A 15,546-nucleotide genomic window follows, 5' to 3' on the forward strand; every position below is an offset into this window, starting at 1 on the left:
TATCAATCAGGCCCGTGTCAATCAGGCCTGTTCCAATTGGACCTGTAGCGATCCGGGCATTGCTGAGCCTCGTCCGTTGAAATACTGCCGCAGTCACCTCTTGTGCACCGCGACAGAGCGCTCTCTTTTGTGTGGGGTTCACTCTTCTCCGGGAGGAACCTGTGGCCGCAATTCGTGGACAAAATCCTCAAAATCATCAGCCGCCTGGAAGTTTTTGTAAACGCTGGCAAAGCGCACATAGGCCACGGTATCAATCCGCGCCAGGGCCTCCATCACGATCTCGCCGATCTTGCTCGAGGAGATATCCGCCTCGCCCATGCTTTCAAGTCGGCGCACAATGCCAGAGATCATCTGATCAATCCGCTCCGGGTCAATCGGGCGTTTTTGCATCGAAATACGGATCGAGCGCTCTAGCTTGTCGCGATCAAAATCTTCGCGTTTGCCGTTGGTTTTGACCCCCACCAGACCGCGCAACTGGACCCTCTCATAGGTGGTAAAACGGCCGCCACAGGCAGGACAAAAGCGGCGCCGACGGATCGATACGTGATCCTCGGCCGGGCGAGAGTCTTTAACCTGAGTGTCGATATTCCCGCAAAACGGACAGCGCATCTGCCGATCCCCTTTTCTCAATACCTATCATTTGTGCCAAAATCTGCACACTTATCCACAACTATAGGCCAGCCGCTAGGAATTGGGTAGAGGAGAAATTCAACCGCTAGATCAAGCGGCTCAAAGGCTGATATGCGCCAAAACCTTGCGACGATGAGGTGCTTCGCGGTGCTCAAACAGGTAGACCCCCTGCCAGGTGCCCAGGGCCAGCTCTGCATTTGTGACAGGGATAGACCGGCTGACGGGCAGCATCGCCGCCTTGATATGCGCGGGCATATCGTCCGGCCCCTCATAAGTATGGCGCAGATAGCGCATTGAAGGGTGATCGGACGGCGGCACCAAGCGGGTAAAAAACGCCTGCAAATCGCCCTGGACCTCAGGGTCGGCGTTTTCCTGGATCAACAAAGAGCAGGAGGTGTGGCGGACAAACAGCGTCACAAGCCCGCAGGAGATTGCAGCCTCTGCCAGCCAGTGCCGTAAATCTGCGGTGAACTCATACAGGCCCGGGCCCTGCGTGCTAATTTCAAATTGCTTTTGCATGCATCAAATCTGTCGCGGCAGGCAAGATTTCGCAAGAGCAACCCACCGCGTTCCCGATCAATGAAGCCGGAAAAACCGATCCTCGAACCAGTCCGTGCAGTAGCTCCGCGCAGTCGCTGCATTCAGATTGTCACCCAGTGCCTTTACGCTCAACGACAGGCGCGGCGTGGTATCACTGCCCGGAGGGGGTGTCAGGGAAAACTGAACTGCTTTGCGCCCGGGACGGTGTACTGACGGGCCAATCCCCTGCCAGATATAGATCCGCTGGGTCGCTTGGGTGCGCAGCTGCCCTAAGGCAAAATCACCAATGCCGCACCAATAATCCTGCGCCCCGGAGCCGACACGGCTCACAACCTCCCAGACACCCTCGGAAACCGGCAGCACTTCGTGACGGTTCCAGGCCCACCAGGCCTGCGCGCTATAGGGAAAGCAGGTCAGCGCCACCAGAGCCGCTGCGAAAATGTCTTTTTCAGCCTGCGGCTGCTTTCAATATGTGCCACAGGTTCAGCCTCCCAGCTCACTAAATCCCAGCTCTCTAAATCCCAGCCCTCAGCATCCCGGCTTTCAGCATCCCACCCCTCAGCATCCCAGCAGTACTTCGGTCGAGATCAGAGTGTAACAGGATCTGCCCAAACGGCCAAATGAGCCTAACGTCAAAAGCCCGCAGGCAATTGATTACAAAAGTTGAACGCATCGCGCACCCGCATATTGTCGCCCCGCGCCAGTGAGTTGACGCTGCCATAGCTGTTTGCAGCAGGGGATCCGGCAAGGCTGGACTGAAGGGTAAACTGTAGCGCAGAACGCCTGTTTGTCGTCTCGCTGGGCCCACGCTCCCGAAAGATATAGAGCTGTGCCTGCCAGGGGGCCTTTAGCGCCCTATGGGCATAGTCCCCTGCGGAGCACCAGAAATTACGACCCAGCCCGCCGCCCCGCGGCACCACCTCAAAAACCGTATCAGAAACCGGATTGACGCGGGCGCCATCCCGTGAGGTAAAGGCCGAAACCGGACCGGCAAAGACAAGGCCTGAGAGGCTGACCGCGAAGACTGCCAAAGATAGTTTTTTCATAATACCCTCACTCATACAAAATTGGTGCGGCATCGAGCCTGCGCCTGCAGGATATACAGTCTCAGGCACAGCTCCAGTAACGGTTATGTGCGACACGCAACTGTGAGATAGCAGCAGTCGGCCATCTTCCGTTGTTTAATCAGGCCTGCGCAACGGCAGTGGCCCGGAAGAGCAGAGCGCGGCCCTGTCCGGGCTCCTGTCCGCACTCCTGCCCCTGGCGCAGGCAGGGGCGCGGGCTCGCAGTGCGCTGCTGTTTCGGCCTCACCAGAATGGGCTGAGCCCTGATCAATTGCGCGCAATTGGGGTTTGCATGCAATAGGTATTGGCTTGTTGCACTGACATACTGTCACCGGCCTTGATCCCCAGCGCCAACCATCCCTGCGGCGGCGGAGCTACGCCAACTTCGGCCGGGGAAAGAGTGTACTGAACAGCAGAGCGTCGCCCGGTGGTGACACTGGTGCTGCGGCCCTGCACCACATAGATGCGATCTGTCCAGGACGCGCCTTTGACCCGGCGGGCGTATTCCGATGCGCCACACCAAAAGTCACTATATGAACCAGAGCTTTTTGGGATGACCTCAAAAACCAGATCATCAACCGGATTGACCCGCACACCGCGCGCCGTGGTAAAGGCTTCGGCGCTAAGCGGGGCCATCAGCGTCGCAGTCAGGCCAAATGCAATGAGTGTATTTTTCATAAAATGCTTTCCCTTGTCTTGGACCTACATAGGAAAACTATGGCTGGGTTCCAAGGGGAGGCGCCAAAAGATGGCTCCACCTCTGCCCTGAAGGCAGCCAAGAAGAGCGCTCAGGCGCATGCCGGACCAGAGGATAAAAGAGGACCAGGGACATATCAGAGGATAAGGGCTTGCCTCGCGCCATCACTCATCGGCCTTTGTGCCTTTGGGTTAGCTATGCTCTTTTACAGCGCTGCCGGGAAAGGGAATAATCTGAGCTCCCAGCCCCCTGCCAAGGCTTTGCTCCAACACGTTCAACACTGCGGCATCTGGCGCGTCGCCCTGATCCGGGCTGAACCGCGCCCGCGCCTGGCCACGCAGCAGCTCACGGGCAGGCTCTGCCTCCATATGCTTCAGGGCATCGCCCTGTTCCTTCAGGGCCGTCACCATGAATTCATTGGCGTCGGTCAGGGCCTGCAAGGTTTTAAGGTGTTCTTCCAGCGCAGTCAGCGCCGTGGTCAGGTTCTGATTTGTAGACATCGGTCCCCCAAAGGCGGTTGGTGTTCAAGAGCGGCCCAGCGGCTGTCTGCATCCTAGGGGGGATTGGCCGCGTCCAGCAAGACGGTAGTTAAAGAATAGTTAACGAGCGCCTGTGTCTTTTGCAGGTTTCCAGTCCAAAAACCGTGCCTGAACCTCAGGGTCCGGCACCATGCAGGTCTTGGCCCGGCCAAAGATACGATAGCGGTTGCGGGCAATGGACAGATACAGCGGGTCTTTCACAAAACCGGGCAAAAGGCGGCACAGCCCAAGGATCCGCCAAGCACCGGGCAAAGCCCGCATCGCGGCAGCAAAGCCATCCAAACGCTGAAAGGTCTGGCCGTTAACTATGACCAGTTTGGTTTCATAGTCATCCGTCGACAGGCCCAGGTCGCGATAGAGCCTCTGCCCGAGTTCTGACTGCGCGGTGGCAAAGGAAAAGCGTTGTGCTGTGTCATGGCGCAGCATGAAGCGAAAGAAATGCGAACACAGCACGCATTCGCCGTCAAACACGATGAGATCGCCAGCCTGCCGCATTGCCAAATCCACCCCCTAAACTGAGCGGCCAGCATAGGCTGAACTGCTCCCAAAGAAAAAGGGCGCCCCTGAGGACGCCCGTTTCTTTACTGATCCAGAAAGCTGCGCAACTTGCGGCTTCGGCTGGGGTGCTTCAGTTTTCTCAGCGCCTTGGCCTCGATCTGCCGGATCCGTTCGCGCGTCACGCTAAACTGCTGACCGACCTCTTCGAGCGTGTGGTCGGTGTTCATACCGATGCCAAAGCGCATCCGCAGAACGCGTTCCTCACGTGGTGTCAGAGAGGCCAGCACCCGGGTGGTGGTTTCCTTGAGGTTTTCCTGAATGGCGCTGTCCAGCGGCAGCACAGCATTCTTGTCCTCGATGAAATCGCCCAGCTGGCTGTCTTCTTCGTCGCCAATCGGGGTTTCCAGAGAGATCGGCTCTTTGGCGATTTTCATCACCTTGCGGACCTTCTCCAGCGGCATCTGCAGCTTTTCGGCCAGCTCCTCCGGGGTTGGCTCGCGGCCAATCTCGTGCAGCATCTGACGGCCGGTGCGGACCAGCTTGTTGATGGTCTCGATCATATGGACCGGGATGCGGATGGTGCGGGCCTGATCGGCAATCGAGCGGGTGATGGCCTGGCGAATCCACCAGGTGGCATAGGTGGAGAATTTGTATCCACGGCGGTATTCGAACTTGTCCACAGCCTTCATCAGACCGATGTTGCCTTCCTGGATGAGATCAAGGAACTGCAGGCCACGGTTGGTGTATTTTTTGTCAATCGAGATCACCAGACGCAGGTTGGCCTCGACCATTTCTTTCTTGGCCTGACGCGCCTCTTTCTCGCCTTTCTGAACCTGCTGCACGATGCGGCGGAATTCAGAAATGTCGAGACCGACGTATTGGCCGACCTGGGCCATATCGGCGCGCAGCTCTTCGACCTTATCGGTGGAGCGCTCAATGAACATCTGCCAGCCACGACCGGGCTTTTCGCCCATGTCGGTCAGCCAGTTGGGGTCAAGCTCACGGCCCCGGTAGGCGTCAACAAATTCACGGCGGTTGATACGGGCCTGGTCGGCCAGCTTTACCATCGAGCTGTCAATCTGCATGACGCGGCGGTTGATGCCATAAAGCTGGTCAATCAGCGCGTCGATCCGGTTGTTATGCAGGTGAAGACCATTCACCAGCTCAACAATCTCCGAGCGCAGCGCTTGATGGGTCGCCTCGTCCTTTGTGCTGACAGAGCCCTCTTCGTTCAGAGTGGCCGAAATCCGGCTGTCCTGCATCTCAGAGAGCTGGGCAAAATCGGTCGAAATGCGTTCCAGCTCGGTCAGAACACGATCCTTCAGGGCCGCTTCCATCGCCGCAAGCGACATATTGGCCTGCTCGTCTTCGTCATCGTCATCGTCCGAGGCAATGGGGTTGCCATCGGCGTCCAGTTCGGGGGTTTCTGCCTTGGCGGGTTCGGCCACAGGAGCGGCCCCCGGCACCACAGGCACAACCGGCACGGCAGTTTCGCCATCCTCATCCAGCTGATTGCCAAAAGTCGCCTCAAGATCGATCACATCGCGCAGCAAAATGTCTTCGGACAAAAGTTCGTCGTGCCAGATGGAGATCGCCTGAAAGGTCAGCGGGCTTTCGCAAAGCCCGGCAATCATCGTGTTGCGGCCAGCCTCAATGCGCTTGGCAATAGCGATCTCGCCTTCACGGCTCAAGAGCTCAACCGTGCCCATTTCGCGCAGATACATGCGCACCGGGTCATCGGTGCGATCCAGCTTCTCGGCTGCGGCGCCTGCAACCGCGACTTCGCGCGGGCTGTCTGCGGAAACCAGTTCGGTTGAGCCCTTTTGCTCTTCCTCTTCGACTTCCTCATCTTCGATAATATTGATGCCCATCTCGGACAGCATCGACATCACATCTTCGATCTGCTCCGAGCTAACCTGGTCCGGCGGCAGCACCTGATTGAGCTGGTCATAGGTGATATAGCCCTTCTCACGGGCTTCAGCGATCATCTTTTTGACTGCAGCCTGGCTCATGTCCAGCGAGATTTCAGCGTCCTGATTGTCAGGCTTACGGTCATCATTATCTTTGGCGGCCATTCAATGCTCCCTGAGAGGCTGGGCGATTCGGATCAGCGAATCATTAGCGCAATCGTGTGATTCGTCACCCGGTTTAGCGTTTTTTCTTTGGCACTTCCTTACCAAAACGACTCGCGGGCCCCACGAATCACTTTTGAGAGAAACCAATCTTGTCCAAAAGGGCTCCAAAAGCGTCGCGTTCCTCGCGGTCGAGGCGCGCGCCGTTCTCACCCACATCATAGTTGGCCTTGTCGTCATTCTCACTGCGCACGGCCCGGTTGCGCGCTTCTGCCGCCTGTTTCAGACGCCAGGTCAAAGCCTCATCCGCCAGCCCTGTCAGGTCCTCTGTCGCCTCAGCCAGTTCAGCATCCAGCCCCAGCAAAGCTTCCAGTTTGGCAAATTCTTCAGCCAACGTCAGGCGCGCCGCCTCGGTATCATCAGATCTGCGCAGGCAGGGGATGATTGCCACATGGCGAAGGCCCATCAGGTTTTCAAGAGCCTGGGGACCAAGGTTTTCCAGGATCCGGTCTTTCAGACCCAGTGGTGCATCAATGCCATAGCGCAACACCTGGTCGCGCAAGCGCGCAAGCTCCGGGTCGGCACAATGCATACGCTCCAGGTTGCTTTCGAATTCGCCAATCACCTCAGGGGTCGAGATCGCCCCGGCCAGCACCACCGCCTGACGCACCCGCACCAGGCCCGCATCATCTGCCGCCGCCACAACCGAGCTGCGGGTGCTTGCCATTGGCGCGGGCGCTACCTTTTGTCCCTTCCAGGGCTTTCGGGAGCCATCGCCAAAGCCGCCCTTGCGGCCGCCCTTCCATCCCTCGTCAGCAAAGTTACCCGGCTGAAAGTCACGCCCGCCACCCTCGGGGCGGTTGCCGCGAAACAGGGTCCAGCGCAGATCCTGAATGTCATCGCCATAGTGTTTGCGGATCGACGGATCCCGGATCAGCTTGATTTTCTCCCGCAGCGCCTTGTCCAGCGACGCCTTACGCTCCGGGCTGTCAAAGACGCGACCTTCGGTTTCGCGCTGCCACAGCAGCTTTACCATGGGCAGGGCCTGATCCAGCACCGCCTGTACCGCCTGCGGCCCCTGGCTCTTGATCAGATCATCGGGGTCCTGCCCGTCGGGCATAATGGCAAACCGCAGGGATTTTCCCGCCTGCAGCAGCGGCAGTGCCAAATCAATCAATCGCATGGCCGCGTTGATACCGGCCTTATCGCCGTCCAGCGCAATGATCGGCTCGTCCGCCTGCGCCACCTCATTCTGCAGCTGGTTTTCCGTCACGGCCGTGCCCAGGGGGGCCACCGACGACACAAAGCCGCCCTCGGACAGCGCGATCACATCCATATAGCCCTCGGCCACGACCAAAGGCGTGCCGCGCCCGGCTGCTGCGCGGGCGGGCGCATGGTTGTACAGGCTGCGGCCCTTGTCGAACAATTCGGTCTCGGGAGAGTTCAGGTATTTGGCATTGTCATTGGGATCCATCGCGCGGCCGCCAAAGGCAATGGCCCGGCCCCGCGCATCGCGGATTGGGAACATGATCCGGTTGCGAAAGGTATCATAAGACCTGCCGCCCTTGGTCGAGGGTTTGGCCAGTCCTGCCGCCATGATCAGATCTTCGGGCACGCTTTTGCCGCGCAGATGGTCCCACAGGTTCTGCCAGCCATCCGGGGCAAAACCGATCTCCCAACGATCCAGCGCAGGCCGGTGTCAGACCGCGTTTCTGCAGATAGGCACGCGCGGGCCCGGCAGTATTGGTTTTGAGCTGCAGACGGAAGAACTGCACCGCCTGCTCCATCACCTCAACCAAAAGGCTGCGGCGGTCCTGCTTTTGTTTCGCCTTGGGGTCGCGCGCTGGCATCTCCATCCCAGCCTCTCTGGCAAGGATCTCAACCGCCTCCATAAAGCCGACGTTTTCGGTCTCCTGGATGAATTTCAGCGCATCGCCCTTGGCCTGACAGCCAAAGCAATAGTAATAGCCCTTGCGGTCATCCCCATGAAATGACGCGCTTTTTTCATGATGAAAGGGACATGGCGCCCAGAGGTCGCCCTTGCCCATATTGGATTTTCGCTGATCCCACATGACCTTGCGGCCGACAACATCAGAAATGCTGATACGGCTGCGCAATTCATCCATGAACCCGGGCGTTAAAGACATCTAGTTCGATTTCAGCTGTTTTTGCATGGCCTGGATCTGCTCCCAGTTTTCCAGGCATTGCTGCTCAAGCAGAGGGCCAAAATCAGTGGCCTTCAGATCCCGCCGCTTCATGGCATAGATATGCGCCGTCAGCTGGGGAATGGCCTTGGAGTATTTTTCCGGCCACGCAGGTTCACTGTCGAGAATGACCTGCTCCACATCAGCCTGGGCCACACGGTCAAGACGGGCGGCCTGCACAGCAGCCATGACCTGGCCCTGGTATTTGCAGCTTTCTTCTTTTCTTTCAGCTGCATAGGCAGGTACAGCCAAAAGGGCCGCCACGAGGGTGATGCGGATCATGGATCGCTCCCGGAATCAGTTGATGATTCAGGCAGATTACCCCCGCGCCGCCCCGGCTTCCATCGCTGTTTTAAGATCGTGGATCAAAGTCCGCGCCATGGAACGGAACACCATGATCTGAAAGCGATCTTCCCCAAGGCGACTGATCGAGACCATCATGTGCTTGGCCTCGGTGCGCAAAGATGCGCCGACCGGAAAGGCGGCTGCGCGTAAATCCACCGGGCAAAGCCGCGCCAGCACCTCTGCCGCCCCAACGCCCGCAAGCTCCACCACGGCCCAGCCCTGGCTTTGATCGCTCAGCGCTGCATGCTGTGCCAGCCGTGAGTCCGGCTCTGGGCCAATCAGAAGCGCCAGATCACGGCCAAACCAGATGGCCCGCGCGTCCTTTTTGCCCTGGGTTGAGGCATGGATAGCAGGAAAGCCCAGCCCATGCGCCGCCATCAAAGCCTTTGACAAGGCCTGCTCCTGACCACGGTAGGGTGCCAGGGTTGTCAGGGCAGCAGGCGCGCTTTCGGACAAAGACAGCCCCCCAACGGTGAGCGGCAACAACCCAGCGCAGGCGGTTTTTGCAAGTAGTTCAGCCACGGGTCCGTTCTCCCTCTGGATCAAAAAACACCGGCTCCACCACCTCGCAGAGCGTATCAATGCCGCGCATGTGATCCACCAGACGGATCTCATCGCCGATCCGGTTTACCCCCTGCTTCAGAAAGCCCAGCGCGATCATATGCCCCATCAGGGGTGAGAACCCAGCCGAGGTCACATAGCCTTGATCAAAGATCCGCTCCACCGGGTCTTCGGGGCTGAAGAGATGCGCACCGGCGCTCAGCTCTTTGACGGCCCCGATGGGTTTCAGCCCCACCATCTGCATCCGCTCCGGATCGACCAGACCAGGGCGCGCCGCCATGGCCTGACCAATAAAGGCTTTCTTCTTGGACAGCATCCCCGCCATCCCCAGATCATGCGCCGTCACCGTGCCATTGATCTCGGCATGGGTGATAAAGCCCTTCTCGATCCTGAGAACATTCAGCGCCTCCATTCCATAGGCGCCTCCGCCCAGACCTTCGGCCCGGGCCAGCAGGCTGCGGAACAGGCTGTCGCCATAGCAGGCCGGCAGCGCCAGCTCATAGGCCTCTTCACCGGAAAAGGAGATGCGGAACAGCCGGCCCTTGACGCCCAGCACAGAGACCTCGCCGCAGGCTATGAAGGGCCAGCTGTCGCCATCAATGGGCTGGTCAAGCAAACCGTTCAGCAGCTCGCGCGATTTGGGACCCGCCACAGCAAACTGTGCCCAGTGTTCGGTGACAGAGATCGCACGCGCGTCCCACTCAGGGTGCAGCACCTGCAGGATGAACTCCAGATGCGCCATGACTTCGCCTGCGGCTGCCGTCGTGGTGGTCATCACATAGTGGTTGGGCCCCAGCCGCGCGGTGGTGCCGTCATCCATGACAAAGCCATCTTCACGCAGCATCAGCCCATAGCGCACCCGCCCCTGTTTCAGGGTGCTAAAGGTATTGCTATAGACGAAATCCAGCAATTTGGCCGCATCCGGCCCCTTATGTCGATCTTGCCCAGGGTTGAGACATCACAGACGCCAACCGCCTTGCGCACATACATGACCTCACGGTCACAGGATTGCCGCCAGCTGGTCTCGCCCTGTTTGGCAAAATAGGCTGCCCGATACCACAGCCCCACCTCAAGCTGACTGGCGCCGCGCTCCTCCGCCACCTCATGCGAGGTGAGAAAGCGTTGTGGTTTGAACCCCTGATCTGCCGCGCCCGCCCCCAAGGCGCCAATCGCAACCGGAACAATAGGCGGGCGAAAGGTGGTGGTGCCCGTTTCAGGAATCGACCGGCCCGTCACATCCGCCAGCACGGCCAGCGCCGCCACGTTAGAGTTCTTGCCCTGATCTGTGGCCATACCCTGGGTGGTGTAGCGCTTCATATGCTCGACCGAGCGAAAGTTCTCCGTCGCCGCCTGGCTCACGTCCTTGCCCGTGACATCGTTCTGAAAATCAAGCCAAGCCCGCCCCTTGCCCGGAACCGCCCAGAGGGGCGCGATCCGGTAGGGGGCGTCTTCGGCCTGCGGCAGTGGTGCGCCATGCCGCGCAAGGCCCAGCGCCTCAAGCACCTCTGACGCGGCAGCAGCGCCTTCGCTCAGCGCGCCATGGGTTGAAAAGGTGCCATTGCAGGCGCCTGCGGCGCGCAGCCCCGGCACCGCATCGGGCTGGGGCACAAAGGCCAGCAGATCGCGCCGCCATGTGGGGCGCCCATTAAGATGGCAGGTCAGATGCACCGAAGGGTTCCAGCCGCCGGACATCGCAAGGCAATCCGTCTGGATTTTTTCCTCACCCCGCACAGAGCGCACGGTGATGCTCTCGAGCCTTTTGCCGCCGCTGGTGTTGCAAACCTGCGCGCCTTTCAGGACCGGGAAAAGATCACTGTCGGGGGCGTCATGACGGCTGTCGATCACCGCCGCCAGATGCACGCCTGCCGCTGCCAGATCGCGGGCGGTGCGGTGGGCATCATCATTATTGGCAAACAACGTAATCCGCTCACCGGGGGCCACGCCCCAGCGGTTGAGATAGGCCCGCACCGCACCTGCCATCATCACGCCGGGCCGGTCATTGTTGCGAAAGGCCACGGGACGTTCAAGCGCGCCTGCCGCCAGCACGCAGTGTTTGGCGGCGATGCGCCAGAAACATTCGCGCGGGCGGTGGCTGCCCTTCAGGGAATGGTTGCGTGGCAGATGATGGCTCACCCGTTCAAGGGCGCCATAGGTGCCCTGATCATAGGCGCCGGTCACCGCCGTGCGAGACATCAGCCGCACGTTGTCCATCGCCTCCAGCTCTGACAGGGTTTCGGCCAGCCAGTCGACCGCGGTTTGCCGCTGATCTCTTCGCGCTCAACCAAAAGCCTGCCACCCATGCGACTGTCTTCTTCCAAAAGCAACACATCAGCCCCGGCCCGCCCCGCCGTCAGCGCCGCCATCAGCCCCGCAGGGCCAGACCCGATCACCAGCAGGTCGCAAAAGGCAAAGGCCTTTTCATAGCTATCGGTATCCGCCTCGCCCGACAGCGCGCCAAGCCCGGCAGCGCGCCGGATCATCGGCTCGTACAGTTTTTCCCAAAAGGCCGTCGGCCACATGAAGTCTTATAGTAAAACCCGGCGCCAAAAAACGGAGCCGCCAGATTGTTCACCGCCAGAATGTCGTGTTCGACCGAGGGCCAGCAGTTCTGACTGCGCGCCTCCAGCCCCTCAAAAAGCTCTTGGGTGGTGGCGCGAATATTTGGGTCCTGCGCCGCCCCGGTCCCGAGGGTGACCAGCGCATTGGGCTCTTCGCTGCCAGCGGTCAGAATGCCGCGGGGCCGGTGGTATTTGAACGAGCGCGCCACCAGGTGGCGATCATTGGCCAAAAGCGCCGAGGCCAGCGTGTCGCCCTCAAGGCCCATCATATGCTGGCCGTTGAAGGTAAAGTTGACGGATTTCGCCCCCTGGGTGAGGCCCTTGCCTGCGATCCTCATGCGGGGCCTCCCAATCCAGAAGTCGAGGCCAGCGCCACCTCCAGTATTTCATGCGTCGCGGTGTTGCGGGTGACGGTCAGCCAGCTGCCGCAGCCCATCTCATGATACCAAAGTTCCGCCAGTGGCCCGGCCGGGTTTTCACGAAGGTTCACATAGTCATGCCAGGCGTCCAGATCGGCGTCAGGGGCCGGGCGGTGCAGCGCGGCCCCCTTGTAATAAAACTCCCGGCGATCACGCTCACCACAAAGAGGACAGGTAAGTCTCATGCGGTCTGCTCCCTTTTGATATGCGGGTTGATATACGGGTTGATATACGGGCGGCCAGTTCGGCGAGTGCCAGAGTTTTGCGGGTCAGTGAAGGTTATGCTGCGCACCGGTGCCCTCCTCATCCATCAGACCATGGCCCGAGCGAAAGCGGTCCAGTTTGAACTTTGTCGCCGCTCCATGCGGGCGGTCCGTGGCAATGAGATGCGCATAGGCATTGCCGGAACCGGGCGTTGCCTTAAATCCGCCGTAGCACCAGCCACAGTTGAGATAGAGACCGTCGATGGGGGAATGGTCGATAATGGGAGAGCCATCCGGCGTCATATCCATAATGCCGCCCCAGCTGCGCAGCAGCCGCGCCTTGCTGATGGCAGGCACCATGGCAACACAGGTCTCCATGGTGTGTTCCACCATGGGCAGATTGCCCCGCGCTGCATAAGAGCTGTAGAAATCCAGATAACTGCCAAAGACCAATCCGCCCTTATCGGACTGGCTGATATAGAGATGGCCTTCGGCAAAGGTGATCACCTGATCAATCAGCGGCTTAACACCTTCGGAGACAAAAGCCTGCAACACGTGGCTCTCAATCGGCAGGGTCAGGCCTGCCATTGCCGCCACCTGCGAGCTGCGTCCGGCCGCTGCCAGGGCCACCTTTTTGGCGCGGATCGGGCCGCGCACGGTCTGCACGCCGGTAACCTTGCCCCCCTCGACATCAATGCCGGTGACCTCACAGTTCTGGATCAGATCCACCCCGCGCATATCAGCGCCACGGGCGAAACCCCAGGCCACCGCATCATGGCGGGCCGTGCCCGCGCGACGCTGCATCAGCGCGCCCTGAATAGGAAAGCGGTTGTTGTCAAAATTCAGATAGGGCGCGCTTTTGCCCACCGCTTCGCGATCCAGCAGCTCAGCGTCATCGCCCTGGTTGACGATGGAATTGCCCCGCCGCACCGCCGCATCACGTTGACTGTCATTGTGATAAAGATTGAGGATACTGCGCTGCGACATCATCGCGTTGTAATTCAGCTCCTGCTCCAGACTCTCCCAGAGGCGCAGCGAATGTGAATAGAATTCAGAGTTGCCGGGCAGATAGTAGTTCGCGCGCACAATGGTGGTGTTGCGCCCGACGTTGCCACCGCCAAGGTAGCCGCGCTCAAGCACCGCAAGATTGGTGATGCCATGCTCTGCCGCCAGATAATAAGCGGTCGCCAGGCCATGGCCGCCACCGCCGATGATGATGACATCATATTCGCGCTTGGGTTCCGGGTCGCGCCAATGCGGGCCCCACCCCCTGTTCCCGGTGAGCCCTTCTTTGAGCACCCGCCACCCCGCAAACCGCATCACACCTCTCCCCGTCCCTATCCCATCCGCACCCAACCCGTGGCCGGTGATAACCCTGTGATATTGCTAGCGGCTAAGCCGCAAGCCGCCTAGCCCCAGAGACAAAGAATTCTGCAACAGGCAAGCTCTTGCCTGCAGCTGACCTGTAATAGGCAGCCCTGTCTAGTGCCAGATGCGACCTGTCATGCCGTTTGCGGCGCTTATACCAGCCCTCTGAACGATCAGGAGAAAGACGAGGCGAAAGATGTTTGTCATCGCGGCCTTTTCGCCAGACGTTTCGGCAAAAGACTGGGCGTTTCGGCAAAAAGAAATGGCGGGCACGAGGCCCGCCATAATACCAGAAAACTGGCAAGATTTTACGCGAAGCCTCAGAGCCCCTTGGCACGGTAGCTGGCAGCCACCTTGCCGATAGAGACCAGATAAGCGGCTGTGCGCAGATCGGTGACATCATCGCGGCTGTGCCAGACTTCACGCATCGACTGGTAGGCAATCCGCATGGTGTCATCGAGACCGGAACGGACCAGTTCCAGCTCATCGGCGCCGCGCAGATACTTTTCCTTGAAGCCATCTTTCAGTGTCCATGCCTTGCCCAGACTGTCCGACAGGCTTTCCAGCTCATCGACCACCAGCTGGTGACGGGCCTCTTCCTGACGGCGCTGCATACGACCAAAACGGATATGGCTCAGGTTCTTGACCCACTCAAAGTAGGACACCGTCACACCGCCCGCATTGGCATACATGTCGGGAATGATCACGCAGCCCTTTTCGCGCAAAATCTCGTCCGCCCCCGCCGTCACCGGACCATTGGCAGCCTCGATAATCAGGGGCGCCTTGACACGGTCGGCATTGGAGAGATTGATCACCCCCTCCAGGGCCGCCGGGATCAGGATATCGCACTCTTGCTCCAGCAGTTCAGCGCCGTTTGTTGTCAGCTTGGCATCGGGGTAGCCGGAGATGCCGCCATGTTTGGCGATCCAGTTGTGCACCGCCTCCACGTCCAGACCCTCGGCCCGGTAGAGTGATCCGTCCCGTTCGATGATGCCTGTGATGAGGGAGCCGTCTTCTTCGCTGAGAAATTTGGCGGCGTGATAGCCCACATTGCCAAGCCCCTGCACGATGATGCGCTTGCCCTTGAGTGTGCCCGCAAGACCCGCCTTGGCGATATCTTCGGGATGGCGGAAAAACTCACGCAGGGCGTATTGTACACCGCGCCCGGTGGCCCCGACCCGCCCGGCAATCCCGCCGGCATTCAAGGCTTGCCGGTAACGCAGGCCTTGGCGTTGATATCGGTGGTGTTCATCCGCTGATACTGATCGGCGATCCAGGCCATCTCACGCTCACCCGTCCCCATATCGGGCGCCGGCACGTTCTGGCTGGGATTGATCAGATCGCGTTTCGCCAGCTCATAGGCAAAGCGGCGGGTGATCAGCTCCAGTTCATGTTCTTCGTATTTGCGCGGATCAATGCACAGCCCGCCTTTGGAGCCACCCAAAAGGCGCTTGACCAGGGCACATTTATAGGTCATCAGCGCGGCGAGCGCTTCGACCTCATCCTGATGCACATTGATTGCGTAGCGGATGCCGCCCTTGACCGGCTCCATATGTTCGGAATGCACCGAGCGGTAGCCGGTAAAGGTCACCATCTCGCCGCGCAGCCGTACCCCAAACCGCACCGTATAGGTCGCGTTGCAGACCCTGATCTTCTCCTCCAGGCCCGGTGGCAGGTCCATCAGGGCAACGGCTCTGTTGAACATGAGATCAACGCTTTCGCGGAAACTGGGCTCTTGGGGGCTACTCATCAGCGGTTCTCCGTACGTTACAACGATTGATTCCTATCGTTACCTGAAGTGTATGCATGGAAGTTTAAAGAGTGCGACCTTTTTGACCATTCCCTTCC

General features: G+C 59.5%; 12 protein-coding genes and 3 pseudogenes. All 15 read right to left on the reverse strand.

Annotated features, from left to right (window positions below; translation table 11 throughout):
• Positions 1–138: 138 nt before the first annotated feature.
• Positions 139–609 carry a transcriptional regulator NrdR gene (gene nrdR, locus B4968_RS05690; protein ID WP_083097362.1) on the reverse strand — a complete coding sequence of 157 codons (471 nt, stop codon included), beginning with the start codon at positions 607–609 and terminating at the stop codon, positions 139–141.
• Positions 610–729: 120 nt separating this feature from the next.
• Positions 730–1,149, reverse strand: a complete 420-nt coding sequence (locus tag B4968_RS05695) for a secondary thiamine-phosphate synthase enzyme YjbQ (RefSeq protein WP_083097364.1) — start codon at positions 1,147–1,149, stop codon at positions 730–732.
• A gap of 57 nt (positions 1,150–1,206) precedes the next feature.
• Positions 1,207–1,593 (reverse strand): hypothetical protein, encoded by a 387-nt coding sequence (locus tag B4968_RS05700; protein WP_241525596.1) that lies wholly within the window; start codon positions 1,591–1,593, stop codon positions 1,207–1,209.
• A 209-nt stretch (positions 1,594–1,802) separates the two neighbouring features.
• On the reverse strand, positions 1,803–2,216 hold the full coding sequence (locus tag B4968_RS05705; protein WP_241525597.1) for a hypothetical protein: 414 nt from the start codon (positions 2,214–2,216) through the stop codon (positions 1,803–1,805).
• A 285-nt stretch (positions 2,217–2,501) separates the two neighbouring features.
• Positions 2,502–2,912, reverse strand: coding sequence for a hypothetical protein (locus B4968_RS05710; protein ID WP_083097372.1), 411 nt, complete (start codon positions 2,910–2,912; stop codon positions 2,502–2,504).
• A gap of 210 nt (positions 2,913–3,122) precedes the next feature.
• Positions 3,123–3,431 (reverse strand): hypothetical protein, encoded by a 309-nt coding sequence (locus B4968_RS05715; protein WP_083097375.1) that lies wholly within the window; start codon positions 3,429–3,431, stop codon positions 3,123–3,125.
• Between the two features lie 99 nt (positions 3,432–3,530).
• Entirely contained in the window at positions 3,531–3,965 is a 435-nt protein-coding gene (locus B4968_RS05720; protein WP_083097430.1) for a thiol-disulfide oxidoreductase DCC family protein, read from the reverse strand.
• 86 nt (positions 3,966–4,051) lie between these two features.
• Positions 4,052–6,043 carry an RNA polymerase sigma factor RpoD gene (rpoD, locus tag B4968_RS05725; RefSeq protein WP_083097376.1) on the reverse strand — a complete coding sequence of 664 codons (1,992 nt, stop codon included), beginning with the start codon at positions 6,041–6,043 and terminating at the stop codon, positions 4,052–4,054.
• Positions 6,044–6,170: 127 nt separating this feature from the next.
• Positions 6,171–8,187: pseudogene (gene dnaG, locus B4968_RS05730) on the reverse strand (DNA primase).
• The gene (locus B4968_RS05735) at positions 8,188–8,526 is read right to left on the reverse strand and encodes a hypothetical protein (protein ID WP_083097379.1); all 339 of its coding nucleotides are present in this window, start codon (positions 8,524–8,526) and stop codon (positions 8,188–8,190) included. It abuts the pseudogene before it with no gap.
• A gap of 36 nt (positions 8,527–8,562) precedes the next feature.
• Entirely contained in the window at positions 8,563–9,111 is a 549-nt protein-coding gene (locus B4968_RS05740; RefSeq protein ID WP_083097381.1) for a sarcosine oxidase subunit gamma, read from the reverse strand.
• A pseudogene (locus B4968_RS05745) lies at positions 9,104–12,046 on the reverse strand (sarcosine oxidase subunit alpha family protein). The gene B4968_RS05740 and the pseudogene B4968_RS05745 overlap by 8 nt, the downstream one beginning before the upstream one ends.
• Positions 12,043–12,312, reverse strand: a complete 270-nt coding sequence (locus B4968_RS05750) for a sarcosine oxidase subunit delta (RefSeq protein WP_083097383.1) — start codon at positions 12,310–12,312, stop codon at positions 12,043–12,045. The pseudogene B4968_RS05745 and the gene B4968_RS05750 overlap by 4 nt, the downstream one beginning before the upstream one ends.
• 84 nt (positions 12,313–12,396) lie before the next feature.
• Positions 12,397–13,650: a sarcosine oxidase subunit beta family protein gene (locus tag B4968_RS05755; protein ID WP_083097386.1), complete on the reverse strand. Its 1,254-nt coding sequence runs from the start codon at positions 13,648–13,650 to the stop codon at positions 12,397–12,399.
• Between the two features lie 368 nt (positions 13,651–14,018).
• Positions 14,019–15,448 (reverse strand): annotated as a pseudogene (locus tag B4968_RS05760) (Glu/Leu/Phe/Val family dehydrogenase).
• Positions 15,449–15,546 lie beyond the last annotated feature (98 nt).

The sequence above is a fragment of the Pseudophaeobacter leonis genome, from assembly GCF_002087335.1.
Taxonomy (GTDB): domain Bacteria; phylum Pseudomonadota; class Alphaproteobacteria; order Rhodobacterales; family Rhodobacteraceae; genus Pseudophaeobacter; species Pseudophaeobacter leonis.

What these genes read in the sequence shown, in the direction of transcription:
- B4968_RS05695 (WP_083097364.1), bottom strand. Translation starts at nt 1,149, where the DNA reads ATGCAAAAGCAATTTGAAATTAGCACGCAGGGCCCGGGCCTGTATGAG.
- B4968_RS05715 (WP_083097375.1), bottom strand. Translation starts at nt 3,431, where the DNA reads ATGTCTACAAATCAGAACCTGACCACGGCGCTGACTGCGCTGGAAGAA.
- B4968_RS05720 (WP_083097430.1), bottom strand. Translation starts at nt 3,965, where the DNA reads ATGCGGCAGGCTGGCGATCTCATCGTGTTTGACGGCGAATGCGTGCTG.
- rpoD (WP_083097376.1), bottom strand. Translation starts at nt 6,043, where the DNA reads ATGGCCGCCAAAGATAATGATGACCGTAAGCCTGACAATCAGGACGCT.
- B4968_RS05750 (WP_083097383.1), bottom strand. Translation starts at nt 12,312, where the DNA reads ATGAGACTTACCTGTCCTCTTTGTGGTGAGCGTGATCGCCGGGAGTTT.
- B4968_RS05710 (WP_083097372.1), bottom strand. Translation starts at nt 2,912, where the DNA reads ATGAAAAATACACTCATTGCATTTGGCCTGACTGCGACGCTGATGGCC.
- B4968_RS05705 (WP_241525597.1), bottom strand. Translation starts at nt 2,216, where the DNA reads ATGAAAAAACTATCTTTGGCAGTCTTCGCGGTCAGCCTCTCAGGCCTT.
- nrdR (WP_083097362.1), bottom strand. Translation starts at nt 609, where the DNA reads ATGCGCTGTCCGTTTTGCGGGAATATCGACACTCAGGTTAAAGACTCT.
- B4968_RS05755 (WP_083097386.1), bottom strand. Translation starts at nt 13,650, where the DNA reads ATGCGGTTTGCGGGGTGGCGGGTGCTCAAAGAAGGGCTCACCGGGAAC.
- B4968_RS05735 (WP_083097379.1), bottom strand. Translation starts at nt 8,526, where the DNA reads ATGATCCGCATCACCCTCGTGGCGGCCCTTTTGGCTGTACCTGCCTAT.